Source organism: Lysobacter stagni, assembly GCF_030053425.1.
Lineage (GTDB): Bacteria > Pseudomonadota > Gammaproteobacteria > Xanthomonadales > Xanthomonadaceae > Lysobacter_J > Lysobacter_J stagni.
Genome location: NZ_JASGBI010000001.1, coordinates 2041525 through 2066575, shown reverse-complemented (window position 1 = coordinate 2066575; position 25051 = coordinate 2041525). Strand labels below are relative to the sequence as shown.

Annotated in this window: 25 protein-coding genes; 10 read left to right on the top strand and 15 right to left on the bottom strand. The window is 68.2% G+C overall.

What is annotated here, in order from left to right; translation table 11 throughout:
• Positions 1–62: 62 nt before the first annotated feature.
• Together QLQ15_RS09570 and QLQ15_RS09565 are read left to right on the top strand one after the other, a co-directional pair.
• The gene (locus QLQ15_RS09570; RefSeq protein ID WP_283212562.1) at positions 63–893 is read left to right on the top strand and encodes a helix-turn-helix domain-containing protein; all 831 of its coding nucleotides are present in this window, start codon (positions 63–65) and stop codon (positions 891–893) included.
• A 74-nt stretch (positions 894–967) separates the two neighbouring features.
• The gene (locus tag QLQ15_RS09565) at positions 968–1858 is read left to right on the top strand and encodes a c-type cytochrome (RefSeq protein ID WP_283212561.1); all 891 of its coding nucleotides are present in this window, start codon (positions 968–970) and stop codon (positions 1856–1858) included.
• Positions 1859–1862: 4 nt separating this feature from the next.
• On the opposite strand, the gene QLQ15_RS09560 is transcribed toward QLQ15_RS09565, so the two are convergent.
• The 8 genes from QLQ15_RS09560 to hutU form a co-directional block, all read right to left on the bottom strand.
• Positions 1863–2411, bottom strand: a complete 549-nt coding sequence (locus tag QLQ15_RS09560) for a hypothetical protein (RefSeq protein WP_283212560.1) — start codon at positions 2409–2411, stop codon at positions 1863–1865.
• Between the two features lie 73 nt (positions 2412–2484).
• On the bottom strand, positions 2485–3168 hold the full coding sequence (locus tag QLQ15_RS09555) for a GNAT family N-acetyltransferase (RefSeq protein ID WP_283212559.1): 684 nt from the start codon (positions 3166–3168) through the stop codon (positions 2485–2487).
• Between the two features lie 64 nt (positions 3169–3232).
• Positions 3233–4675: an MATE family efflux transporter gene (locus QLQ15_RS09550; RefSeq protein ID WP_283212558.1), complete on the bottom strand. Its 1443-nt coding sequence runs from the start codon at positions 4673–4675 to the stop codon at positions 3233–3235.
• A gap of 140 nt (positions 4676–4815) precedes the next feature.
• The gene (locus tag QLQ15_RS09545) at positions 4816–5712 is read right to left on the bottom strand and encodes a hypothetical protein (RefSeq protein WP_283212557.1); all 897 of its coding nucleotides are present in this window, start codon (positions 5710–5712) and stop codon (positions 4816–4818) included.
• Positions 5713–5788: 76 nt separating this feature from the next.
• Entirely contained in the window at positions 5789–6517 is a 729-nt protein-coding gene (locus QLQ15_RS09540) for a hypothetical protein (protein WP_283212556.1), read from the bottom strand.
• Between the two features lie 73 nt (positions 6518–6590).
• Entirely contained in the window at positions 6591–7553 is a 963-nt protein-coding gene (locus tag QLQ15_RS09535; RefSeq protein WP_283212555.1) for a phosphotriesterase family protein, read from the bottom strand.
• Positions 7554–7923: 370 nt separating this feature from the next.
• Entirely contained in the window at positions 7924–9222 is a 1299-nt protein-coding gene (locus QLQ15_RS09530) for a tetratricopeptide repeat protein (RefSeq protein WP_283212554.1), read from the bottom strand.
• A gap of 121 nt (positions 9223–9343) precedes the next feature.
• Positions 9344–11008: a urocanate hydratase gene (gene hutU / locus QLQ15_RS09525; protein ID WP_432277796.1), complete on the bottom strand. Its 1665-nt coding sequence runs from the start codon at positions 11006–11008 to the stop codon at positions 9344–9346.
• A 160-nt stretch (positions 11009–11168) separates the two neighbouring features.
• Here hutU and QLQ15_RS09520 point away from each other — a divergent pair, with 160 nt between their 5' ends.
• Positions 11169–11759 (top strand): TetR/AcrR family transcriptional regulator, encoded by a 591-nt coding sequence (locus QLQ15_RS09520; RefSeq protein ID WP_283212553.1) that lies wholly within the window; start codon positions 11169–11171, stop codon positions 11757–11759.
• 6 nt (positions 11760–11765) lie between these two features.
• Here the strand turns inward: QLQ15_RS09520 and QLQ15_RS09515 are convergent, their stop codons facing one another.
• From QLQ15_RS09515 to QLQ15_RS09505, 3 genes are all read right to left on the bottom strand, one after another.
• Positions 11766–12221, bottom strand: a complete 456-nt coding sequence (locus tag QLQ15_RS09515) for a hypothetical protein (RefSeq protein ID WP_283212552.1) — start codon at positions 12219–12221, stop codon at positions 11766–11768.
• Between the two features lie 3 nt (positions 12222–12224).
• Entirely contained in the window at positions 12225–12569 is a 345-nt protein-coding gene (locus tag QLQ15_RS09510; protein ID WP_283212551.1) for a hypothetical protein, read from the bottom strand.
• A 98-nt stretch (positions 12570–12667) separates the two neighbouring features.
• Positions 12668–13219, bottom strand: coding sequence for a YybH family protein (locus QLQ15_RS09505; protein WP_283212550.1), 552 nt, complete (start codon positions 13217–13219; stop codon positions 12668–12670).
• A gap of 106 nt (positions 13220–13325) precedes the next feature.
• On the opposite strand from QLQ15_RS09505, the gene QLQ15_RS09500 reads away from it, so the two are divergent.
• The 3 genes from QLQ15_RS09500 (at position 13326) to QLQ15_RS09490 (ending at position 16733) form a co-directional block, all read left to right on the top strand.
• Positions 13326–14582 (top strand): alkaline phosphatase family protein, encoded by a 1257-nt coding sequence (locus QLQ15_RS09500; protein ID WP_283212549.1) that lies wholly within the window; start codon positions 13326–13328, stop codon positions 14580–14582.
• Positions 14583–14667: 85 nt separating this feature from the next.
• On the top strand, positions 14668–16236 hold the full coding sequence (locus QLQ15_RS09495; protein ID WP_283212548.1) for a DNA-3-methyladenine glycosylase 2 family protein: 1569 nt from the start codon (positions 14668–14670) through the stop codon (positions 16234–16236).
• Positions 16233–16733 carry a methylated-DNA--[protein]-cysteine S-methyltransferase gene (locus tag QLQ15_RS09490; protein WP_283212547.1) on the top strand — a complete coding sequence of 167 codons (501 nt, stop codon included), beginning with the start codon at positions 16233–16235 and terminating at the stop codon, positions 16731–16733. Before QLQ15_RS09495 ends, QLQ15_RS09490 begins: the two co-directional genes overlap by 4 nt.
• A 3-nt stretch (positions 16734–16736) precedes the next feature.
• Here the strand turns inward: QLQ15_RS09490 and QLQ15_RS09485 are convergent, their stop codons facing one another.
• Complete coding sequence (locus tag QLQ15_RS09485) at positions 16737–18086, bottom strand: formimidoylglutamate deiminase (RefSeq protein ID WP_283212546.1); 1350 nt, start codon at positions 18084–18086, stop codon at positions 16737–16739.
• A 100-nt stretch (positions 18087–18186) separates the two neighbouring features.
• Between QLQ15_RS09485 and hutI the strand changes: the two genes are divergently transcribed.
• Positions 18187–19413, top strand: coding sequence for an imidazolonepropionase (gene hutI, locus QLQ15_RS09480; protein ID WP_283212545.1), 1227 nt, complete (start codon positions 18187–18189; stop codon positions 19411–19413).
• A 128-nt stretch (positions 19414–19541) separates the two neighbouring features.
• Positions 19542–20735, top strand: coding sequence for a dipeptidase (locus tag QLQ15_RS09475; RefSeq protein WP_283212544.1), 1194 nt, complete (start codon positions 19542–19544; stop codon positions 20733–20735).
• Positions 20736–20823: 88 nt separating this feature from the next.
• Here the strand turns inward: QLQ15_RS09475 and QLQ15_RS09470 are convergent, their stop codons facing one another.
• Both QLQ15_RS09470 and QLQ15_RS09465 read right to left on the bottom strand, forming a co-directional pair.
• A complete protein-coding gene (locus tag QLQ15_RS09470) occupies positions 20824–21012 on the bottom strand; it encodes a 30S ribosomal protein THX (protein ID WP_283212543.1) in 189 nt (62 codons plus the stop codon).
• Between the two features lie 141 nt (positions 21013–21153).
• Entirely contained in the window at positions 21154–21576 is a 423-nt protein-coding gene (locus tag QLQ15_RS09465) for a MerC domain-containing protein (RefSeq protein ID WP_283212542.1), read from the bottom strand.
• An 85-nt stretch (positions 21577–21661) separates the two neighbouring features.
• Here QLQ15_RS09465 and QLQ15_RS09460 point away from each other — a divergent pair, with 85 nt between their 5' ends.
• Both QLQ15_RS09460 and QLQ15_RS09455 read left to right on the top strand, forming a co-directional pair.
• Positions 21662–23809 (top strand): TonB-dependent receptor, encoded by a 2148-nt coding sequence (locus tag QLQ15_RS09460; protein WP_283212541.1) that lies wholly within the window; start codon positions 21662–21664, stop codon positions 23807–23809.
• Positions 23810–24230: 421 nt separating this feature from the next.
• Entirely contained in the window at positions 24231–24527 is a 297-nt protein-coding gene (locus tag QLQ15_RS09455) for a hypothetical protein (protein ID WP_283212540.1), read from the top strand.
• On the opposite strand, the gene QLQ15_RS09450 is transcribed toward QLQ15_RS09455, so the two are convergent.
• A complete protein-coding gene (locus QLQ15_RS09450) occupies positions 24524–25018 on the bottom strand; it encodes a transcriptional repressor (protein ID WP_283212539.1) in 495 nt (164 codons plus the stop codon). The genes QLQ15_RS09455 and QLQ15_RS09450 overlap by 4 nt on opposite strands.
• Positions 25019–25051: the final 33 nt, after the last annotated feature.

Genomic DNA, 25051 nt, shown 5'->3' with positions numbered 1-25051 from the left:
GTCATGCCACCATGACCTGCGAGGTCATGGTTCCCGGACAGCGCCGCGCTTATCCTCGCGGCATGGACCGTGCCGTCTCCACCCTCGCCGCCCCGAGCCGACTCGGCGCCCTGCTGCGCGAATGGCGCGCGGTGCGCCGGCTCAGCCAGCTCGACCTCGCGCTGGAAGCCAACGTGTCGCCGCGCCACCTCAGCTGCGTGGAGACGGGCAAGTCGCAGCCCAGCCGCGAGATGATCGCGCGCCTGGCCGACGCGCTGGACATGCCGCTGCGCGAGCGCAACGCGCTGCTGGTAGCCGCCGGCTTCGCGCCCCGATATCCCGAAACCGCACTGGCCACGCCCGAGCTGGCGCAGGTGCGGCGCGCGATCGAGTTCATCCTCGCCCAGCAGGAGCCCTACCCCGCCTTCGTGCTCAACCGGCACTGGGACGTGTTGATGGCCAACGCCGCCGCGGCCCGCGTGAATGCGTTCGTGATGCGGGGGCGCCCCAGCGCGCACGGCAACATGATCCGGCAGATCTTCGACCCCGACGACCTGCGCGGCGCGGTGGAAAACTGGGAGGAAGTGGCGGGCGATCTCATCCGCCACCTGCACGGCGAAGTGGCCGCCGCGCCGTCGGACGAGGTCGCGCGCGGATTGCTGGACGAAGTGCTCGCCTACCCCGGCGTGCCGGCGCGCTGGCGACTGCGCGATGTCGAAGCCGCCCCCACGCCGCTGCTGACCACGGTGCTGCGGCGCGATGCACAGCGCCTGCGTTTCTTTTCCACCATCACCACCTTCGGCACGCCACGCGACGTCACCCTCGATGAACTGCGCATCGAGTGCTGTTTCCCCGTCGACGAGGACACCGCGCGCCTGTGCCGCCGTCTGGCCGACGACGCGCAGCCTGAATAACCGCTGCCCGCGGGCTGTCCTGTGGCGCCCGTCCTTGCCGTATCCGGTGGTCACATCCTCAGGGCGTGACGGACATGCGGCGTTTGGCGAAGTGGATCGGGCTGGGCCTGGTCGTGGTGCTGGTGGCGGTGGCGGGACTGTTCGTGGCGGGTTACGTCGCCAGCGAACGCGCCATGGCGAAGACCTGGATCGTGCAGGATCCGCCGCTGCGCGAAGCCATCGCGACCGCATCGCTGGAACACGGCCGGCATCTGTACGCCACGCGCGGCTGCGCCGACTGCCACGGCGCCGACGGCGCGGGTCGCCTGCTGGTCGACGCACCGAACGTGGTGCGCGTGGTGCCGGCCAACCTGACGCGCGCGGTGCGCGATCCGGCCTATGACGACGACGCGCTGGCCGCGGCCATCCGCCACGGCGTACGCCCCGACGGCACCGCGCTGGTGATCATGCCGACCGGCGACTACGCCGGTTTCGACGACCACGATGTGGCTTCGATCATCGCCTACCTGCGCACGCTGCCGGCGGTGGAAAGCGACCCTGGCCGCACGCAGGTGCGACCGCTGGGCCGCGTCCTGTACCTGCTGGGCAAGCTGCCGCTGTTCCCGGCCGAGAATGTGGACCACACGCCGCGACCGCGCAGGTCGCCGCCCGCGGTCGCGAACGCCGCGTACGGCCGTTACGTCGCGCAGGTGTGCACCGGTTGCCACGGATCGGACTTCGCCGGCGGTTACGTGCTGGAACCCGGCACGCCGCCGTCGGCCAACCTCACGCCGCACGCCATGGGCCTTGCGCAATGGACGGAAACCGACTTCCTGCACCTGATGCGCACCGGCCAGCGGCCGGACGGGCGCCACCTGCACCGCATGATGCCGTGGAAGGCCTACAGCCAGATGCAGGACGTCGAGCTGCGCGCGATCTGGGCGTACCTGGACACGCTGCCGCCACTGCCCAACCCCAAACGCTGATGGTTCAGTCGATGCGGTAGACGCGTGCCTTCGGCATGCTCTCGTCGACCTGCAGGAACCAGCGCCCCGCGATGCCCGGCACGACGACGATCTCCGGCGCATCCAGCGTTTTCGGCAGCTTCAGATGGCCCTTCAGCACCTTCCACTGCTGACCGTTCTCCAGCTCGAACACGGTGCCCGGCGACCATTCGCTCACCGATCCCTTGAGACGGCTGCGGATGGGTTCGTCGTTGAAACCGATGAGCGAGGAACGGTCGGCTTCGCGACCGGCATCGTCACGTTCCGGCGTGGCGACCGATGCATGCGTCGCGTCGGCCCGCGGTGCGGCGACGCTCGCTGCGGTAGCCGTGGCGGGCGCGACGGTGGGCGCCCGCTCCTGCGATTCACGCAGCAGCTGGTTGAGCCGCTCCAGTTGCGCCGGCGTCAATCCCACCGACTGCAACTGCTCCGGCGTGAGGCGGTCCTCGATGCGCACGTAGGACGCCTGCGCCAACGCCAGCGACGGCAACGCGCAGCACAGCGCCAGCACGGCGGAAACCAGGAAACGCTTCATCGGGCCGGACCTCGTGACATCGGTCGGGCCACGATGCTGCAGTTTCATGTCCGTGATGTGACAGCGGGCCTGTTCACCCGTGGCGGCGCAGGGACCAGAACGGGATCTCGCGCCGCAGCGTGAAACCGCCGCGCAGGTAGACGTCCACCGCGCGCTGGTTTTCCTGTGCGACATGCAGGTACGGCGTTTGCCCTCGCGCGAGGATGTCGTTGCCCAGCATCGCCAACAGACGGCGCGCATAACTGCGGCCGAGGAAATCCGGATGCGTGCAGACCGCGCTGATCTCGCGCCAGTCGTCCGTGCCCATGCGCTCGCCGATGATCGCGGCCAGCCGCCCGTCCTGGTAGATGCCGAAATAGCGGCCCAGTTGCATCGTGTACGGGCGGAAGTAATGCGGGTACACCAGCGCGGTGAGTTCCAGCACGTCCGCGCGGTGCGCCTCGCCCAGCTCGATGATGTGCGGCCCGTCCACCTCCGGCACGGGCTGCAGGCACACCATCTGCGCCAGCATCGCCAGCTGCTTCGCTTCGAACCCTTCCGGCACGGCCGGGACCTCCTTGCCAAGCAGCAGCGTGGTCTCGCCTGGCTCCATCAGCTCCGGCAGCGATTCGCGCACATCCACGCCGGCGTGCGGCACGCCCAGGAACGGCGCGATCTGCGCCGGATAGCGCGCCACCTCGCCGTGCATGCGCGCGATCCCGCGATGGCGGGTGCGCAGCGATTCCCAGATGGGGTTGTCCAGAACGTGATCGACCATCGCGGAGATGCCTGCCGGGGGAGTTCCAAAGCAAACGCAACCGCGGCGCATCCGTCAAGCACCGCTACACCTGGACGGTCTTCCACTTGCCGCGCGAGAACAGCCACAGCGTGAACAGGCCCACCGACGTCTCGGAGACGAACACCCCCCAGAACACGCCCGTATGCCGCCAGCCCAGGCTGATGGCCAGCACGTACGACAGCGGGATCTGGATCAGCCAGAAGAACACGACGTTGATCTTCGTCGGCGTCATCGTGTCGCCGGCGCCGTTGAACGCCTGCACCGACACCATCCACCAGCCGTACACGAAGTACGAGTACGACAGGATCCGCAGCCACTGTCCGCCCACCTCGACCACTTCCGGGTCGCTGGTGAAGATGGCGATGAGGTCGTGGTGGAACAGGAAGAACACCACCGACATCGCCATGGTGAAGGCCATGTTGTACCAGCCGATGCGCCACACGGCCGCCTGCGCGCGCTCGGGTTGCTGCGCGCCCAGGTTCTGTCCGACCAGCGTGGCGGCGGCATTCGACATGCCCCAGGCTGGCATCAGCGTGAACATCATGATGCGGATGGCGATGGTGGCACCGGCGACCGCATCGCTGCCCAGGCTGGACAGGATGCGCATCAGGAATATCCACGAGGTCATCGCCACGATCATCTGGCCGATGCCGCCCAGCGAAGTGCGCACGATGTTGAATGCGACCGCGCCGTGCCAGGCCAGCTGCGAAAGCGCCACGCGGATGTGCTTGCCCCCGTGGAACAGCACCCACAGCTGGAACAGCACGCCCACGCCACGACCGATGTTGGTGGCCACGGCCGCGCCTTCGATGCCCATGGCGGGAATGGGCCCAAGCCCGAAGATCAGCAGCGGGCACAGCACGATGTTCAGTCCGTTGGCCAGCCACAGCACGCGCATCGCGATGGCCGCGTCGCCCGCACCGCGGAAGATGGCGTTGATGACGAACAACAGCATGATCACCGCGTTGCCGCCGAGCATCCACTGCGTGTAGCGGTAGCCGTGCTCGATGCTCCAGGCGTCGGCGCCCATCAGCCGCAACAGGTCCTGCGCGAAGACGATGCCGATCACCGCGAACGGCAACGACACCAGCAGCGCGATCAGCATCGCCTGCACCGCGGTCACCGCGGCCTCCTCGCGCTTGTTCTCGCCGATGCGCCGCGCGACCACGGCCGTCACCGCCATCGCAAGCCCCATGGCGATGGAGTACAGCAGGAACAGATAGGTTTCCGTCAGCCCCACCGTGGCCACCGCAGACGGGCCGAGCTTGGCAACGAAGAAGATGTCGACCACTGCGAAGGTGGATTCCAGCACCAGCTCCAGCACCATCGGCACCGCGAGCAGGAACACCGCGCGGCGCAACGGGATCTTCGTGTAGTCGGCATTCGTGCCGCGGATGGCTTCGCGCAGTTCGGACCAGAGGGAGCGCGGGGCCTGCGCTATCGCAGCTGCACCGTCTGCCAGCGCGCGGTTGGGGTCTGCATTCATCGAAGGCTTCCGTCCGTTCGTGGGTCGATGGTAAAGCGAGTGAAGGCGGTTGCGCCCTTCACCTACCCGACGAACCGGAGGGTGCCAATTCGACATCCGGAGTGGCGACCGCAGCGATCATGCGGCGCCGGGGGCCGGCGCTAAGGCGTGTCCGCTATCGGCGTGTAGTGACCGGTGGTGAACACCCAACGGCGATCCGGCACTTCCGCCGGTGCATCGCATTCGTCTTCATGGATCGTCAGCTCACCGCTCGCGGTGACGTCGTCCGCGACGTCGACCCTGAGCCTTTCGTACACATCGTCGGGCGATCGCGTGGTCAGCTCCACGCCGGCCGCCAGTCCGTCCAATGCCCCCCGATTGAGGGTGATCCGGTAGCGCTTCTCACAGAACTCCCCATGGCGGGCTGCCGAGACGCGCTCGACCCTGAGCACACCAGCCTCCAGCGGTTCGCTGCGAATCGCGGCCAGGTAGCGCTCGGGCAACCCGGGCAGCCCTTGCACCGGCTTGCCCTCGTCACCCTTGGCCAGCAGGAACCTGCCGTACGCGGTGATGCGGGGCTCGGACCCGCCGTGCATCGCATTCACGAAGTCCTGCATCGACGAGGGTGCAATCAGGTAGCGCCGTGCTCCCCACCGCACGAGCTGGAGCTCCTCGGGAAAACCCAATGTCCCGGCATCGCGCGGCACATCGAAGCGAAAACGCAGAAGGCCCTGGGAGGCCGACTCGATGGAGCCCAGATTGGCTCTGTACAGGCCCAGGCAGCCCCTCAACGTTGCGGCCACGCCAGATCGCGGCGCCAACGACAGCGTGGTGTTGCTTCCAAGGCCGTCACCTTCGTAGTACTCGCCAGCCCAGGCATGCGGTCCAAGTTGCTTCAGTTCGGCGTCCACCGCTTGCTGCCGCGCTTCGACCAGGGCCTGGACATCGTCCAGTTTCCGCCCGGATTCCGAGCCGGCACGAACACTTGGGCATGTCAGCGTGGCAGCAGCCACCGCCACGACCAGTACGAATGCGCACGTTGCCCGTCGACCGTCCATGGCGTCCCCTTCGCTGGCTTTCCGTCGTTTTGCCAGACGTGCCGCGGGTTCGCAAGCGCAATCGTGCCGAGCCTTCTCAGGCGGTCGGCAATCCACCCCACCAGCGCGCGAATTCCTGCCACGCCGCCGTGCGCGGCACCACGTTGATCAGCACGAAGTTGAGTGCGAACACCGCCGTCAGCACGACGAACGCACGCTGCCCGTGGCGGCCACGATCACGCCAGATCAGCACGCCCAGGATCAGGAACAGCACACCGTAGCTGACCCAGGTGATCAGCGGGCCCAGGCTGGGCACCGTCGCGATCAGCAGGCGCGCGAGCGCCGGGTCGATCAGCGTCAACGCGGTGCCTGCCATGTAGCGTGCGTGCAAGGCGGTGTCGCGACGGTGGACGATGGCCAGCGCCCACGACAGCAACAGGATCGCCGACGCGGCGACACCCAGGTAGAGGATGAAGCTCTGCATGCCGATGCTCTGCGGTGTCGCAGCGCCCATGCGGATGCGCGACAACCACAGGCAGGTGAACACGATCATCGGCACCAGCACGTAGGAGACTTTGCCCAGCGAGCGGTGCAGTGCCATGCGGCGTGTGCGTACCAGCCACGGCTGCGCGAACAGCATGCCGAACCATGACAGCATCAACGCCGCATGCAGGTGGGTGACCGCGTCGACCTCGCCGAAGCGGCGCACGTAACTCGGCCAGAACCCGACCACCGCCAGCGCCAGCAGGGCCGCTGTCCATATCGCACTGCCCGTGCCCCACAGGCCGGGACGGCGCATCGCGCCTGCATTCGAGGAAACCGCCATCGCCTGACCTCCGGAACCGTCGCCATGAGAACGACGGACCGGAGCCGAAGCGGACACATCGCCCGCTGCGACGTCAGGACGCCGCGCGCCCCCTCACCCGCACCGCGAAGGCGCGCGCCGGGTTGTCGGTGAAGAGCGTACGGATTTCCTCCTCGCCCAGGCCGTGCCTGCGCAGGGCCGGCAACAGCGTGGTGAAGATCGGTGCGTAGGGTTTGATCTCACCGCCGCGCGGCTGCCCCGCGTTGTACCAGCCGGCGTCCTGCGAGACGAGCACGCGGTCGAGCAGCTTCGCCTGGCGCATGCGGTCGATCATGGCGATGTAGGCGTCTTCCTGTCCGGGCCGATACCCGTCGAACGACACCCAGCCACCACGCCGCGCGGCGAGCACGTGCTGACTGCCCTGCGTTTCGTTCTGCGCGTGCACCCAGATCCATGCCGATGCGTCCACGCCCGCAGCTTCCAGCAACTGAAGCTGCGCCAGGGCGCATCGCGCGTTGCGTCCGGGTTCCACGTCGGACCAGGGGCCTGTGTGGACGGCGATGACCAGGCCCGAAGCCAGGTGCGTCCGCGCGGCCGCGTGCAGCACCTTGCGCTCCAGGTCGGTGAGCGGATCGCCCTCGATGCCGAGCTTGATCAGCCCCGGCCGTACGCCGGTACCGTCGATGCCGTCGTTCCACTCGCCGATCCAGCGCGCGGCCAGTTGTTCGTCCGTTTCATCGCGCACGTACGACGGAATGAAGCGGCCGCCCGCGGCCAGGTACGCGCCCGTCACGGTGAGCATGTGCAGGTCGCTGGCTTCGGACAGGCGACGGATCAGCGCGGGATGTCGTCCCAGCGTCGTGGCCGTGCAGTCGACGAGCGAACGGCATCCCAACCGGCGGATGGCCTGCAGATACGGCAGCACCACCTCGACCACCGCATCGATGTCGGGCGGCAGTGGCGTCTTCTCCTGCTCCGCGAACGGACGCAGGTCGGCGAACAGATGCTCATGGGTGAGCGTGATGCCGAGTTGGCGCGCATCGACGGGGCCACGCACGGTCATCACCTGCCCGGGTTTGGCCCGGGACCTACTTGCGGTACGAGCCCAGGCTGGCAGCGTCAGCGCAAAAGACGAGGCAGCCAGCGCATGGATGAATTCCCTGCGACGCATCGACGAAGACTCCCGGTCCGGGGCGACGGGGAAGATCCTAGCGCCCCGGTTTGGTTGCCGCCGAAACGGATTCTGATGCTGTGCCCCCTTCTCCCCTTGCGGGAGAAGGTGCCCGAAGGGCGGATGAGGGACCGCGCGCAGCACGTGAACGCTGAAATGCACTGGGCGCCCCTCTTCCGGCGCTTCGCGCCACCTTCTCCCGCAAGGGGAGAAGGAAGCGCACTCGGATCGGCCGAGGTCTACAGCATCGGCAGCTTCAGCCGCCCGTGCCCAGGTCCAGCACCTGTGCCGCATCGGTCACCCACAGATGCGTCTGGTAGTAGTAGCGCCCAGTTGGTCGCCCCTCGCGCAGGAGGTCGATGCGCTCTCTGCGCACGAAGCCGGCCACAACCAACCGCTTGTCCATGAGCAGTTCACGAGCCATGCCTCCACGCGGCTTGGCCAGCGCCTGTGCGGCTTCATTGGTGAAACGGATCGTCAGGCTCGCCGGGTCACGGTAGTCGGCCATGGTGTTGGCGTACACGAACTTCTCGTCGCTGCCCGTGCCGCGCACCAGCACTTCGAACACGCCGGGGACACCGTCGCGGCGGGTCGCGGCCAGCGCGATGGCATTGATCGCTGGTTGCGGTTCCAACTGACCGCTCCGGTACAAGGCGCGAAGAACCGCCACCACCTTCTTTCCGCCGCACGAGGCAGCAACGACCTGCGCGGGCGGGGCATCGACCAGCCCACGCGCTTCGTCCAACAACGGTTGGGCCTGCTCCTGATGGCCCGCCTCCCACTGCGTCGCCCAGCTGCGGTACAAGGCCGACGCCAGACGGAACCGGGCATTGCCGTAGTCCATGATGGACAAGGCAGCGCGGGCTTCCCTCACTGCCCCGGACTCATCGTTTTTCGCACACAGCAGATAGCCGGAGTAGTTGCCGCGCATCCAAGCGTTGTCGGATGCATACGTCAGCATGTGCCGGTAGGTATCGTCCATGCGTTGGAACTGGCCAGTCGCCTCGTAGAAATCGACCAGGCACTCGTCCGCAGAGAGCCGTATCCGGCGCACCTGGCTGCGGCCGGACACGTCGCGACAAAGTTCGGACGCTTCGATCAACTTGCCCTGGCGCATGCGCAGGCGCGCCCGATTGAGCGCCAGCCAAGGGTCGCCGGTACCGATGGCATCGGCCTTGGCGAGCGCAGCGTCGGCCTGATCGAGCTGCCCCATCAACGTCAGCACATGGCCGCGTAGTACATAGGCTCTGGCGAATCCAGGGGCCAGTTCGATCGCACGATCGACCGACATCAGTGCCGCATCCAGCGACCCGAGCACAGGCTGTCCGCTGATATCAGGTTCACTAACGAGGTAATAGCGTGCGTACTCGCGGTATGCGGTCGCCGACTTCGGATTGCGCTTCAGCGCCGCATCGAGTTCGGCACGCGCGCTTTCCAGATGGCCGCCGTCCCCTTCCCAGCCATCAATCAACGCGGCCGCGCGGATGACTTCAGGTTCTGGTTGGGGCTCCGATGGGGGCGTGGACGCATGGCCGGCCACGGCCTGCCACGTCATCGACATCCCCAGCAAGCACACGACCGCACGCCACGGCCATCCTTTTCGATCTCGCATCCTTTCCCCCCGAAAAGTGGACAGGTCGTACGGGCGCACGACCTGTCGAAAATAACAAAAGAAATCAAACCATGGGCAGCTTCAGCCCCTGCTCCTTCGCGCATTGCCTGGCAATGTCGTAACCCGCATCGGCATGGCGCATGACGCCGGTGCCCGGGTCGTTCCAAAGCACACGCGCCAAGCGCTTGTCGGCTTCCTCGCTGCCGTCGCAGACAATGACCACGCCGGAATGCTGCGAATAACCCATGCCGACGCCACCACCGTGGTGCAGCGACACCCACGTCGCGCCGCCGGCAACGTTGAGCATGGCGTTGAGCAGCGGCCAGTCGCTGACGGCGTCGCTGCCGTCCTTCATCGCTTCGGTCTCGCGGTTGGGCGAAGCCACGCTGCCGCTGTCCAGATGGTCGCGGCCGATCACGACCGGCGCCTTCAGCTCGCCGTTGCGCACCATCTCGTTGAACGCCAGGCCCAGCTTGTGGCGCAGGCCCAGGCCCACCCAGCAGATGCGCGCCGGAAGGCCCTGGAAGCTGATGCGCTCCTTCGCCATGTCGAGCCAGCGGTGCAGGTGCTCATCGTCCGGAATGAGTTCCTTCACCTTCGCGTCGGTCTTGTAGATGTCCTCCGGATCGCCGCTCAGCGCGACCCAGCGGAACGGACCGACGCCGCGGCAGAACAGCGGACGCACGTAGGCCGGCACGAAGCCCGGGAAGTCGAAGGCGTTCTCGCAGCCTTCGTCCCTCGCCATCTGACGGATGTTGTTGCCGTAGTCGAACACGGGGATGCCCATGTCCTCGAAGGCGAGCATCGCTTCCACGTGCACGCGCATCGACTTCTTGGCGGCATCGCGCACGCGGCCGGGGTCCTCGGTCTGCATGCGCTGCCACTGCTCCACCGTCCAGCCGATCGGCAGGTAGCCATGCACCGGGTCGTGCGCGGAGGTCTGGTCGGTCACCGCATCCGGACGCACGCCACGTCGCACCAGTTCCGGCAGGACGTCCGCGGCGTTGCCGAGCAGCGCGATCGACTTCGCCTCGCCAGCGGCGGTGTACTTCTCGATGCGGGCGAGCGCGTCGTCGAGATCCTTCGCCTGTTCGTCCACGTAGCGCGTGCGCAGGCGCATGTCGATGCGGCTCTGCTGGCATTCGATGTTGAGCGAGCACGCCCCGGCCAGCGACGCAGCCAGCGGCTGCGCGCCGCCCATGCCACCCAGGCCGGCGGTGAGGATCCACTTGCCCTTCAGATCGCCACCGTAGTGCTGGCGGCCCATCTCGACGAAGGTCTCGTACGTGCCCTGCACGATGCCCTGCGAACCGATGTAGATCCACGAGCCGGCCGTCATCTGGCCGTACATCATCAGACCCTTTTTATCGAGTTCGTTGAAGTGTTCCCACGTCGCCCAGTGCGGGACGAGGTTGGAATTGGCCAGCAGCACGCGCGGCGCATCCGGATGCGTGGGGAAGATGCCGACCGGTTTGCCGGACTGCACCAGCAGCGTTTCGTTGTCGTCCAGTTCGCGCAGCGACTTGAGGATGGCGTCGAAGCTTTCCCAGTCGCGCGCGGCGCGGCCGATGCCGCCGTAGACGACCAGCTCGGTCGGGTTCTCCGCGACCTCGGCGTCCAGGTTGTTCTGGATCATCCGGTACGCGGCTTCGGTCAGCCACGACTTGCAGGTCTTTTCGCTTCCGCGCGGGGCACGGATGACGCGGGACGGGTCTTTGCGGGTGGACATCGGCAACTCCATCGACAGGGTCGGCGCGAAGGCGCGCACGGGAGAACGTTCACCGGAATTATCGCGCCGCGAAACGTCGGTGGCGGCGCCGGAGGTCGTGCAAGCAGGGTCTGGAGGGCTGTTTGCGGCGCGCGGCGACGCTTTTGTTTACGCTGTACACATGAGCCCGCGTTCCGCCACCGCCGATCGCATCCTGCGCGCCGCGCGCAGCCTGTTCGAACGCGAGGGCGCGTCTGGCGTGACCATGCGGCGCGTCGCCGCGACGGTGGGCCTGTCGCCGATGGCGATCTATCGCCACTTCCCCAACCGCGAGGCGCTGCTCAAGCGCATCGGCGACGACAGTTTCGATGCGATCGTGCGTCACTGGGACGCGCGCGGCCGTGGCGGCGACGTGCTCGAACGGCTGATCGCGGTGCAGCGCATCTACCTGGACTACGCCTTGGCGCATCCGCATCTGTTCGATCACGCGTTCTCGACGCCGCGCAGCGATGCGCGCCGGTTTCCCGACGATTTCCACGCACGCCGCTCGCCCACGCTCAACGTGGTGGCCGATGCGGTGCAGGACGCGATGCACGCCGGCGTGCTGCGCCAGGACGACGTGTGGGACGTGGCGATGACGCTGTGGGCGCACACGCACGGGTTGATCGCGCTGTACCGCGCGGGTCGGTTCAATCTCGACGAAGCCGCGTTCCGCCGCCATTACGAGGCGTCGCTGCAGCGGTTGCTGACCGGGCTGTGCGCGCCGGCCTGAGTGCGGTCAGGGCCGCGGTTCGATCTGCGGCGTCCTGACTTCGTTCGGCGGCGGAGGCGGCGGCAGCGTCGGTGTTTCCAGGCGTTGCTGCTGCTGTTCCTTTCCCGAACGCCAGGCGTCGTGCTCGGCGCGGCGCAGGTCGTACTGCTGTCGCAGGCGCGCCTGTTCTGCAGGTGTGGCGCCGGCGCGCTGACGCTCGATGCGTGCGCGGTCGGCATCCATCTGGTCGTCGCCGCGCTGGATCTGCCCGCCCAGGGTGTCGCTCTGCACGCGACGACTGGCCGCGTCGAGGTCGCGGTTCAGTTTTTCCAGAGAACCGGCGTCACGCGACTGGTCCACCTTAGCGGGCGATGCGGGCACGGGCGCCGCGCGCGGCGGCTGCAGCGTGTTGGCTTGCTGCGCCCACGCCACCGGCGCGAACGCGACCAGCGCGCCGGCCAGCAGGGCGAGGCGAACATTCATCGCCTAATGGATCGACGGATCGACGCTGCGCAGCGCGTCGGCCAGGTTGACGCGGCCGGTGCGGTCGAGCTGGTCGCGGTCGTACGCGCGCCCGACGTTCCTGCAATCGGCCTTGCCGGTGCGGTCGGTCGTACGGATGCGGCTGCCGGTCTGCCGGAGGCAGTGCGAATCGTCCACGCGCGCCTGCTTCTGGTCGGAGGCGGGCTGCGCCTGCGCATCGGCCGGCGTGTCGACCGGCGCCTGCGCGGGCGCGGCGGCCTGCTGGGCGGATGCGCCGAACGCCATCGCGCCGAGCAGGATGGTCAGGCACAGCGCGATCGGGGTGCGGTTGCGGGTCATGCGGTTCATGGCATCACCAGGAAAAGGACGGCATCGGTGCCGTATCTGCACCATACGCCGACGACCGACAACCGGCCGTGACGCGACTGGCCGCATTTAGGCCATCGTCAGGCTTGTGGACAGCGTTCCTGGCGCCCGGCGCGGAACGCTGCCGCTTCGGCCTCGGTGACGGGCTTCGGATCGACGCCGTCATCGAACAGCACGCGCCACACGCCATCGCTGCCGCGGTGCCAGACGGAATGGAACGCGCCGATGCGGTAACGCTGCGTGGTGTTCGGATCCAGGTCCTCGAACAGCGACGGCCCGCTCGACCAGGCCACGTCGCCGACCCCGCCGATCGTGGTGCGCGTGGGGTACCACTCCAGGTTGAAGCGCTTGCCTTCGATGATGCCGGTCCAGCGTTTGGCGATGGTGTCGCGCCCGCGCGTCGGCTGGGGCTGGCTGGCGCCGAATGCGGCATCGGCCTCGACGTGCGAGGCGAAGGCCGCCGCATCGTGCTGCGCCACGGAACGGGCGAAGCTGAGCTCGCGCGCCCACACCTCGCATTCGACCGCGCTCATCCGCGCGGGCTCGGGTGCCGCCGGCTTCTGCTGCGCGCCAGCCGTGCCGGCGAAGGAAACGAGCAGCAGGGCAAGGCTCGATGGCACGGTCCACTTCATGGCGCGCTCCGGATGGCGGTTGGGCTGCGGCCACTATTGGCAAGGTCGCAACGGCGCACCAGCGACTAAAGTCATGGCGAAACATTTCCCTCGTTATCATCGCGCGATGCCCTTCCCACGCGCTGCGGCCCTCGCCGCCTGTCTCGCTGTCGCCGCCTGTTCCGCCTCCGCCCCGCCGCGTGCCGCCACGCCCGCGGTCGCAAGGATGCGGGCCGACGCCGTCGTGCTGGTCTCCATCGATGCCTTCCGCGCCGACTATCTTTCGCAGGAGCGCACGCCACGGCTGTACCGCATCGCCCGTGAGGGCGTGCGTGCCGACGGCATGGTGCCCTCGTACCCGTCGCTGACCTTTCCGAACCACTACACGCTGGTCACCGGCCTGCGGCCCGACCACCACGGCGTGATCCACAACCGCATGACCGACGCCGACATCGGTGGCTTCGCGGTGGCCGACCGCAAAGCCGTCGACGATGGCCGATGGTGGGGCGGCGAACCGATCTGGGTCACCGCCGAGAAGCACGGCATCCGCAGCGCGAGCTGGGCCTGGCCGGGAAGTTCGGCGGCGATCGGCGGTGTGCGCCCCAGCCAGTGGGAGCCCTACCAGGAGACCGTGCCACCGTCGCAGCGCGTGGACGACGTGCTGCGCTGGCTGGACGCCCCGCCCTCGCAGCGCCCGGCGATGCTGTCGCTGTACTTCGAACAGCTCGACAAGGCCGGCCACGACCATGGCCCCGAATCGGTGCAGGTCACGCGCACGCTGGCCGACATGGACGCGGCGATCGGGCGCCTCTACGACGGGCTGGCCGCACGAGGATTGCTCGACCGTGTCGATCTGATCGTCGTGTCGGACCACGGCATGGCCACCGTCGGCCCCGGTCATGCGATCGGCGTGGAAGCGATGGTCGATCCTTCGATCGCCGTGGCGGTGTCGGACGGCCAATCGGTCGGTTTCCTGCCCCGCCCCGGGCGCGAGGTCGATGCCGAACAGCGCCTGCTCGGTCGCCATGCGCACCACGAATGCTGGCGGCGCGGCGAATTGCCGTCGCGATGGCACTACGGCCGCAACCCGCGCGTGCCGCCCATCGTCTGCCAGATGGACGAAGGCTGGGACGCGCTGTATCCGGAGAAGCTGGCGCGCCGCCCGGCCGATGACACGCGCGGCTCGCACGGTTTCGATCCCGCGCTGCCGTCGATGCGAGCACTGTTCGTCGCGCGCGGCCCGTCGTTCGAACCGGGCACGCATCTGCCGGCATTCGACAACGTCGATGTCTACCCGCTGCTGGCGCGACTGCTGGGCGTGCGCCCCGCACCGAACGATGGCGACGTGACACCGCTGCTGCCGGCGTTGCGCGACCCGCGCTGACCCTGCGGCGGCCGCGCCGCGCGGTGTCCATGACGATGTCCGGATCCGGCGAGTCCGCGCGATTGGCCGGTGCTAGCCTGCCCCCATGAACACCCCCGCTTCCACGCACAGCGACGCGTTGCCCGCCTGGCAGGTGTGCGAGCAGGCACGCCTCACGCGCGATCCGCGCTTCGACGGCCTGTTCTTCACCGCCGTGTTCAGCACGCGCATCTACTGCCGACCCGTCTGCCCGGCACCGGCCGCCAAGCGCGTGGAGTATTTCCGCCACGCCGCGGCCGCCGAAGCCGCCGGCTATCGCCCGTGCCTGCGCTGTCGGCCCGAACTGTCGCCGGACGATGGCAGCTGGCGTCGCGGCGACGCAGCGGTGGCGCGAGCGCTCAAGTTGATCGACGACGGCGCGCTGGCCGACCAGCCGCTGTCCGTACTGGCCGCGCGGGTCGGCCTGGGCGAGCGCCAGTTGCGACGATTGTTCGTGCAGCGCGTCGGTGTCGCACCCATCGGCGTGCACGGCACCCGCCGTCTGCTGTTCGCCAAGCAACTGCTGACCGAAACCGCGTTGCCCATCACCGAGGTCGCGCTGGCGTCGGGATTCGGCAGCCTGCGTCGTTTCAACGATGCCTTCCGCAACGCGTACCGCATGGCGCCGCGCGACCTGCGCCGCAACCGCGAGCTGCCGCCGTCGACCTCCAGCGAAGGTCTTACGCTGCGTCTGGGGTATCGTCCGCCGTACGACTTCGCCGCGATGCTCGACTTCCTGCGCGGTCGCGCGCTTCCCGGTGTGGAAGTGGTCGACGAGCACAGCTACGCGCGCGTGACCGGACCGATCGAGCGACCCGGTTGGCTGCGCGTGAGCGCCTGGCCGAACGGTGAGCACGCGCTGAAGCTGGAGGTGCACGGTGCCGCGCCGACGAGGTTGCTGGAGATCGTGCAGCGCCTGCGCCGCATGTTCGATCTGGATGCCGATCCGCAGGCCATCGCCGACGCATTATCGGTAGACCCACGCCTGGCGCCGCTCGTCGCGCAACGCCCGGGCCTGCGGCTTCCCAGTGGTTGGGACGGGTTCGAGATCGCGGTGCGCGCCATCATCGGCCAGCAGGTCAGCGTGGCCGCGGCACGCACGCTGGCATCGCGTCTGGCGCAGCGGTTCGGACGAAAGTTGCCGCAACCGTTCGCGCCGGGACTGGAGCATCTGTTCCCCACGCCCGAGGACCTGGTGGAGGCGGACCTGGTCACGGTGGGCCTGATCCGTTCGCGTGCGGAGACGGTGCGCGGCGTCGCGCGTGCGCTGCTGGAGGGACGCGTGGATTTCCATGCCGATCGCACGCTGGACGACATGGTGGCGCGCTGGGTCGCGCTGCCCGGCATCGGCCCGTGGACGGCGCAGTACATCGCGCTTCGCGCGCTCGGGCATCCCGATGCGTTTCCTGCCGAAGACCTGGTGCTGCAGAAATCCCTGCCTGCGGACGGTTCTCGCCTCACCGCGAAGGCGCTGGGCGCGCGCGCCGAGGCGTGGCGGCCGTGGCGCGGCTATGCGGTGATCCACCTGTGGCGTGATGCCGCCGCATTGCCCGCGGCGGTGGCGAAACCGGCCTTGCAACGCACCCGTTCCACGCGCACAGCCCGAGTCCGCACGAACGCGGCCGCCACACCATGATCGTCTACACGCACGTGCCCAGTCCGGTCGGCCCGCTGTTGCTGGCGGCAAGCGAGGATGGCCTGCACCTGATCGAGTTCCACACGCCACGCCATCCCATGCGGCGAGGCGAGGACTGGCGCAAAGGCGAGCACGACACGCTGCACCGCACCGCACGGCAACTGGACGAGTATTTCGCCGGCACGCGCCGCGATTTCGACCTGCCGCTGGCGCCGCGCGGCACGCCGTTCCAGCAGCACGTCTGGCGCACGCTGGCGGACATTCCGTACGGCGAGACGATCAGTTATTCGCAGCTCGCGCACCGCGTGGGGCGTCCGACGGCGGTGCGCGCAGTGGGCGCGGCGAACGGGCGCAACCCGTTGCCGCTGGTGTTGCCGTGCCACCGCGTGATCGGCAGCGACGGCAGCCTCACCGGTTTCGGCGGCGGCCTGCCGACCAAGGAATTCCTGCTGACGATGGAAGGCGCACTGCCGCGCGCGGTCGACCTGTTCGGCTGAACCTCACTCGGCCATCAGTTTCGCGATGGCCGCCCGGTAGCGCGCGGCGATCGCGGCGCGTTGCACGTGATGTCCGCCTTCGACGACGCGCCGTCCTCCCACGTACACATCGCGCACCAGGTTGCGGTTGCCGCTGAAGATCCAGCGGTCGATGGCGTCGTGTGGCGCCAGGCCGAACAGCTGCGGTGCATCGGTGTCGAGCACGACGGCGTCGGCGAACTCGCCCGGCGCGAACGTGCCCATCGCATGCCCGCTGGACTGCCGGGCGCTGCGTGCGACATCGCGCAGCAGCGTCTCGCCAACGCTGGGCGAATCCGCGCGCACGGCGATGTTGCGATGACGCGTGGACAGTCGCTGGCCGTATTCCAGCCAGCGCAGTTCCTCCACCGGCGACACCGAGATGTGCGAGTCCGAACCCACGCCCCAGCGGCCGCCTGCATCCAGGTAATCGCGCAACGGGAACAGCCCATCGCCGAGGTTGGCTTCCGTGGTCGGGCAGATGGCCACGGTCGCCTCGCTTCGCGCGATGCCGCGCGTTTCGGCCGGTGTGAGATGCGTGGCATGCACCAGCGTCCAGCGCGAATCGACCGCCGCATTGCCCAGCAACCACTCGACCGGACGCGCGTTGCGGATCGCCACGCAGTCCTGCACTTCGCCCACCTGCTCGGCGATATGGATGTGCACCGGCATCGCCGGCGGCAGCGCATTGAGCACGGCACGCATCGCATCCGGCGGCACGGCGCGCAGGCTGTGCAACGCGCAGCCCACATGCAGCGTGGGGCTGACGTCCTCGCAGAGCATGTCGATCAGGGCCAGGTACGAATCCACGTCATGGCCGAAGCGACGCTGGCGTTCACCCAACGGACGACCGTCGAAACCGCCGGTCATGTAGAGCACGGGCAGCAGCGTGAGGCGGATGCCCGCCTCATGGGCGGCGGCAATCAGCGCGCGCGACATGGCGGCGGGGTCGTCGTACGGGCGGCCGTCGGGCGCGTGGTGCAGGTAATGGAACTCGCAGACCGTGGTGTAGCCGGCTTCGAGCATTTCGGCATACAGCTGCGTGGCCACTGCGTGCAGGATCTCGGGCGTGAAGCGCGCGGCGAAGCGGTACATCGTTTCGCGCCAGGTCCAGAAGGAGTCTTCCGGGTTGGTCTGTCGCTCGGCCATACCGGCCATCGCGCGCTGGAAGGCATGCGAGTGCAGGTTGGCGATGCCGGGCACCACCCAGCTCGCGCTCGCCGTGGGCTCGGCAGCCTGCAGGGCCTGGATGCGGCCCTGGTCGTCGATATCGAATCCGGCGTCGGCACGCCAGCCGTCCGGGGTCCACAGCATTGCGGCATCGAGGGTCTTCATGGCGGCATTGTCTCGCGACGACGTGATCGTGGCGAAGAGACCGACCGTCGGGCAGGAACTCACTCCGGCCACACCCTTCGCACGGCTAGAATCCCCGCCCATGACCGCCAGCACGCATACGGCCTGGGATGGACTGATCCTCGGCGCTTCACTCGCCACCCTCGATGCTCCCCGGGGTTATGCGGACATCTCCGACGGCGCGCTGGCCTGGCGGGACGACCGCCTGACCTTCGTCGGTCCCCGCTCCGAGCTGCCCGACGCCCCGCATCGGCTGGCGCGCGAGGTCATCGAGACGCGCGGCTGGATCACGCCGGGCCTGGTGGACTGCCACACGCACCTGGTCTTCGCCGGCGACCGCGCGCGCGAATTCGAACAACGACTGCAGGGCGCCAGCTATGAAGAGATCGCCCGTGCGGGCGGCGGCATCCTGTCCACCGTGCGCGCCACCCGCGCCGCGGACGAAGGCGAGCTGCTGCGCCAGTCCCTGCCGCGCGCCCACGCCCTGATCGCCGACGGCGCCACCACGGTGGAAATCAAGTCCGGCTACGGGCTGGACTTCGACAACGAACGCAAGATGCTGCGCGTGGCGCGCAGGCTGGAACAGCTGGGCATTAGCGTGCGCACCACCTATCTGGCCGCGCATGCGCTGCCGCCGGAATTCGCCGGGCGTGGCGACGAGTACATCGATGCGGCGATCGAATGGCTCGGGCGCCTGCACGTGGAAGGTCTGGTCGATGCGGTCGATGCGTTCTGCGAGGGCATCGGCTTCACTCCGGCGCAGACCACGCGCATGTTCCAGGCCGCGCGCGCGCTCGACCTTCCGGTGAAACTGCATGCCGACCAGCTCAGCGACCTGGGCGGGGCCGCGCTGGCCGCGGCGTTCAACGGGCTGTCGGCCGACCACGTCGAACACACCAGCCTGGCCAGCGTGCGCGCGATGGCACTGCACGGCACCGTCGCGGTGCTGCTGCCGGGCGCGTTCCACGTGCTGCGCGAAACGAAGCTGCCGCCGCTGGACGCGTTCCGCGAGCACGGCGTGCCGATGGCCGTGGCGACCGACTGCAACCCCGGAACCTCGCCGCTGCTGTCGCTGCGCCATGCCATGCAGCTGGCCTGCACCCATTTCCGCCTGACGCCCGAGGAAGCGCTGCGTGGCGCGACCGTCCACGCGGCCAAGGCGCTGGGGCTCCACGACCGCGGCGTGCTGCGCGCCGGCGCGCGCGCGGACTTCGTGCAATGGAACATCGGGCACCCGTCGGAGCTGTGCTACTGGCTCGGCGGCCCACTGGCCACCGCCGTGCACGCCGGCGGCCATCGCGTCCGTTGAGTTTCCGGCCCGTCCGACCGGGCCGATCTTGCGTGTCCTGTTCGGATGGAGCCGGCACGTGGCGCCCGCCACGCGCTGCGGTACGCTGCGGCATTCATTCCGCTGTCCCATCCACCGTCGGAGGTGCCGTGCGTATCGTGATTGCCGTTGGCCTGGGCCTGCTGCTGCCGTTGACCGTGCAAGCGCAGAGCCGCAACCCGCGTGACCTGGCGCAGGACGCCATCATCGTCGACACCCACATCGACGCGCCCAGCGAACTGCTCTCGCACTGGAACGACCTGGGCGAGGCGACACCCAGCCGGGAATTCGACTATCCGCGTGCGCGCGAAGGCGGACTCGACGTGGCCTTCATGTCGATCTACACCTCGCCCGACGAAGACGCCGCCGGCACCGCGTGGCAGACGGCGAACACGCAGATCGACGCGGTCGAGGCGATGGTCGCTCGGCATCCGGACAAGTTCGCGATCCTGCGTTCTCCGGCCGACGTGGAAAAGCTGCGCAAGGGCGGCCGCGTGCTGCTGACGCCGGGCATGGAGAACGGCGCGCCCATCGGCGACGACCTCTCCAAGCTGGCGGCATTCCACGCGCGAGGCGTGCGTTACATCACGCTGGCGCACAGCGCCGCCAACCGCATCAGCGATTCGTCTTACCAGCTGGAAAAGAAGTGGGGCGGCCTGAGCCCGTTCGGCGAACAGGTGGTGGCCGAGATGAACCGCGTGGGCATCATGGTCGACGTATCGCACCTGTCCGACGATGCGATCCGCGACGTGCTGCGCGTGACCGACGTACCGGTGATCGCCAGCCATTCGGGCATGCGCCATTTCACCCCGGGCTTCGAGCGCAACATCAGTGACGAGCTGGCCAAGGCCGTGGCCGCCGAAGGCGGCGTGGTGCAGCTGGTGTTCGGCACGGCCTTCGTCAATCCGAAGGCCGCCAGCGACCTGACCGCGTACTTCAAGGCCGAGTCGGATTTCGAGCGCGAGAACGCGGCGCTGGCCAAGGCCGGCAAGCCGGTGCGTTCGAAGGACGAGTTCGAGAAGGCATGGAAGGATGCGCATCCGGTGCCGGTGACGCACATCGACGCGGTGCTGGACCAGATCGACTACGCCGTGAAGCTGATCGGCGTGGACCATGTGGGCATCGGTTCGGACTTCGACGGCGTGAGCGGCAACCTGCCGGTGGAACTGCGTTCGGTGGCCGACTACCCGAACCTGGTCGCCGGTCTGCAGAAGCGTGGGCACTCCGATGCCGATATCCGCAAGATCCTGGGCGGCAACCTGCTGCGCGTGTGGTCGCAGGTGGAAAAGGCGGCGCAGCACTGACCGCGCCCGTCGCGGATCGCGCAAAACAAAAGCCCCGCCAAGGCGGGGCTTTTTGCTGGACGGCCGTCCGGGAACGTGCGCTGGGCGCTTATTCCTTGGTGGCAGCCTTCTTGGTGACCTTCTTGGCGGCCGGGGCCTTGGCCACGGTCTTGGTCGCCTTCTTGGCGACCGGCGCGGCGGCGGTGCCGGCGGCCTTGGTCACGGCCTTGCTGCGGGCGTTGCCGTAGCTGGAGTTGTAACGCTTGCCCTTGGCGGTCTTGCGGTCGCCCTTACCCATGATCTGCTCCTGGAACTGTCCGAATCCGCACCGGGGTGCGGGGGTTACGAGAATACGCGGTCGCTTCGCGCGAGGCCGCGCAGTCTAGCACCGGGTCGGACGCCGCGCACCCGAGCCTTCCTCGCGGACCCCGGCAGTGCCTCAGTGGACGCAGGTCGCGTCGTGCACGTGCAGGTGGTTGAGCCGCAGGTTCGCCAGATGCGCCAGCCCGACCAGCGTGCCGCCGAAGGTCATCGCGATGGCATGAGGCACCAGGCTCTCGTGCAGCGGCGTGTACAGCACGCCCACCCAGAGGATCGTCAGGCCCGGGACCAGCAGCGAAAGCGCCTGCACCGCGCGGTGTCGGCGATAACCCCAGACCAGGCTGAACAGCCCCAGCCCGGTGGCGAAGATCACGAAGGCCTCCTCGAAGCCCGACCCCAGCCATGCCGCCACGCCCAGCGACGGCAGCACCGCGATCACCAGCGGCAGCAGCGCGCAATGGATCGCGCACAGCAGCGACCCGAACGCACCGATGCGATCGAGCACTTTGCGGGGCACTTTGCGCAATGGGGTGGGAGGCATGGGGGTGACTTCCGGGAGGGTGCGGGACCCGTCGAGTTATAATATAACATTCCACAGATCCCGCCACCCCACTTTACCCGACCCGATGCCCAAGCGCGCCCTGTTCAGACGCCTTCCCCTCTCCCTGGCCCTGGCGGCAGCCCTTCCCCTTGCGGCGCATGCCGACGATCAGGGATCCCACGAACACCAGCCGAAAGACCTCGCCGGCGTCGAGGTGCAGGCCACGCCGCTGGTCGGCACCGCCGAAGACCTCGTGCGTCCGGTGGACATACTCGCGGGTCAGCGCCTGGACGAAGCCAAGGCCAATTCGCTGGGCGAAACCGTCGGCAAGCTGCCCGGCGTGCAGTCGTCCTTCTTCGGAGCGGGCGTCGGCCGTCCGATCGTGCGCGGCTTCGACGGCGCGCGCGTGCAGGTGTTGAGCGACGGACTGGGCTCGGGCGACGTGTCCACGGTGAGCGTGGACCACGCCGTCAGCATCGAGCCCTTCCTGGCCAACCAGATCGAAGTGCTGAAGGGTCCGGCCACCCTGCTCTACGGCAGCGGCGCCATCGGCGGCGCCGTGAACGTGGTCGACGGTCGCATCCCCGAGGCCGTCACCGACGAGCCCCTGGAGGGCCGCGCCGAACTGCGCGGCAACACCGTCAACGACGAAACCACCGGCATGTTCCGCCTCGATGCCACTTCGGCGTCGGGCCACACGGTGTTCCACATCGACGGCCTGCACCGCGAAACCGGCGATTACGACATCCCCGGCTATCCCGAAAGCGCGCAGCGCATGGCAGAGGAAGGCGAAACACCCGATCCGGCGACCAAGGGCACTCTACCCAACAGTTTCGTGCGCACCGACAGCGGCGCGCTGGGCGTGAGCTGGATTGGCGAACGCGGATTCCTCGGCGTCGGTGCGAGCCTGTTCGACACGCGCTACGGCGTGCCCGGTGATGCGCACGAGCACGGCGCGGAGCCAGGCGGCGAAGAGGAAGGCCCCGTGTCCATCGCCATGACCCAGCACCGCTATGAGATGCGTGGCGGGCTGGACGACCTGGGCGTGTTCAAGTCGCTGCGTGCCAAGGTCGCGCGCACCGAGTACACGCACACCGAATACGAAGGCGAACAGACCGGCACCGTGTTCGACAACACCAGCACCGAGGCGCGCGTGGAGCTCGTGCACCAGCCGCTGCTGGGCTGGGATGGCGCCGTCGGAGTGCAATGGGGTCAGCGCGATTTCGAAGCGATCGGCGAAGAGGCCTTCGTGCCGCCGTCCAAGGGCAACGACGCGGGTGTGTTCTGGCTGGGCCAGCGTTCGTTCGGCGCGGTGAAAACTGAAGTGGGCGCGCGCTTCGACCGCAACGAAGTGGACGTGGACGACGCGGTGGCCATCGGCCCGGATCGCGACTTCCACACCACCAGCTTGTCGGCCGCGCTGAAGAGGGACATCAACGATGCATTCCACCTGTCGTTCGGACTGGACCGTGCGCAGCGCGCGCCGACGGCGGAAGAGCTGTATTCCAATGGCCTGCACGTGGCCACGGCGAGCGTGGAACTGGGTTCGCCGGAACTGGACGTGGAAACTGCCAACCGTGCGGAGGTCGGCCTGCACTGGCACGGCGGTCCGTTCAAGCTGAGCGCATCGCTGTACCACGTGCGTTACGACGACTTCATCTACCTGGCCGACACCGGCATCGAAGACCAGGACGGCCCGGTTCGCGTGTGGACGCAGGACGATGCGCGCTTCAACGGCGCCGAGGCCGAGTTCGGATGGAATTTCGCCGACAACGCCAGCGGCAGCTGGGATCTGCGCGTGTTCGGCGACATCGTTCGCGCCGAGCTCACCGGCACCGGTACGCGCGAGGTGAGTTTCTCCGTGCCGCAAGACGACCACAGCGACGCCTACACCGTCGACCTGGCACGCGGCGGCAACCTGCCGCGCATCGCTCCGAAGCGACTGGGCGGTGAAGTGCGCTGGGAACAGGGCGCGTGGCGCGCCTCACTGGGCGCGGTGCGCTACGCGCGCCAGGACGATGTCGCCGCGTTCGAAAACGAAACGCCCGGCTACACGCTCGTCGATGCCCACGTGGCGTGGCACGCCGACACCGCGAAGGGCAATGCGTGGGAACTGTTCGTCGACGGCAGCAACCTGCTCGACGAGGAAGCGCGCGTGCACACTTCGTTCCTGAAGGACGTCGCACCGCTGCCCGGTCGCGGCGTGGCGTTCGGCGTGCGGGCATTCTTCTGACGAGTCCCGTGGTCATTCGGAAACTGGCTGTCATCCCGGCGAAGGTCGGGATGATGGCTTGAGGACCTGCGGGACATCGCCCTGCACAGGCGCTTGTTCGAGCTGAAGCCGGGACGGCACGGGTTGCGCGGAATGCCCCTTGCGTGAACCAGCGCGCTTCTAGCACATTCTAAAATCGCATTGAAATGCGATTTTTTCTCGTTCGTTCTTAACCCGGAGCGAGGAGACTTTTTCGCAGAATGATTCCGCGGCGATGTGCCGTGTCCCGTGGAAAGCGAACATGAAGACAGCTTCCTTCCGTCACCCTGCGGCCCCGACGCGCGCAGTGGGCGAACCGCCCTGCCTGCACGGCACCCAGACGAAGCAGGGAAAAGTTCGCGTGCGGCCGGGGGGTTGTGCTTCCGACTCGGGAAGCCGTGTCATGGCGACGCCCCGCTGGCTGTGCGCAATCGCGCTGTTCCTCGCCGTCGCGCAAGCGTCGGCCCAGTCCGCAACGATCAGCTTCCGCGGCGCAATCGTCGAAGGCACCACCTCCAGCCATGACGCCGGAGACCACGCCCAGGGATCCGCCGGCGATGCACCGCGTCGCAGCACGACGCAGGCACTGAACGCCATCGCGGCGCCACGGGGGGAGATCCTCGATTACTTCGCCAGGCGTTCGCAGGAAGCAGGCATCGCAACCGGACGCCTGTATCTGGTGACGGTGGACTACCTCTAGGCGGCGGACACGCTGGCCGCGCACGCGGCGCAGACGCCATGCACTTCCAGCGTCTGCGCCTGCGGGGTGAAGCCCAGCTCGCGCGCGCGGCGATCCAGCGTTTCGACGATGCGTTCGTCTTCCAGCTCTGTCGCGGACTGGCAGCGATCGCAGATGAGGAACGGCACCGCATGCTGCGCCGAGCCGGGATGATGGCAGCCGACGAACGCGTTGATCGAGGCGAGCTTGTGGATGAAGCCGTTCTCGAGCAGGAAATCCAGCGCACGGTAGACCGTCGGCGGCGCGGCGGCGTCGTGCGTGGCCTTCATCTGGTCGAGCAGCTCGTACGCCTTCACCGGCCGGCCGGCATCGGCGATCAGCCGCAGCGCATGCGCGCGGATCGGCGTGAGCCGCAGGCCGCGCTGCTCGCACGCACGCTCGACCTCGTGCACGAAGGCATCGCCGTCGTGGACGTGGTGCGAGGGGTCGGTGCAGGCGTGGCCGTGGCTCATGAGGTCCGGATTCCCGTGATCGGGTAGTCCCGA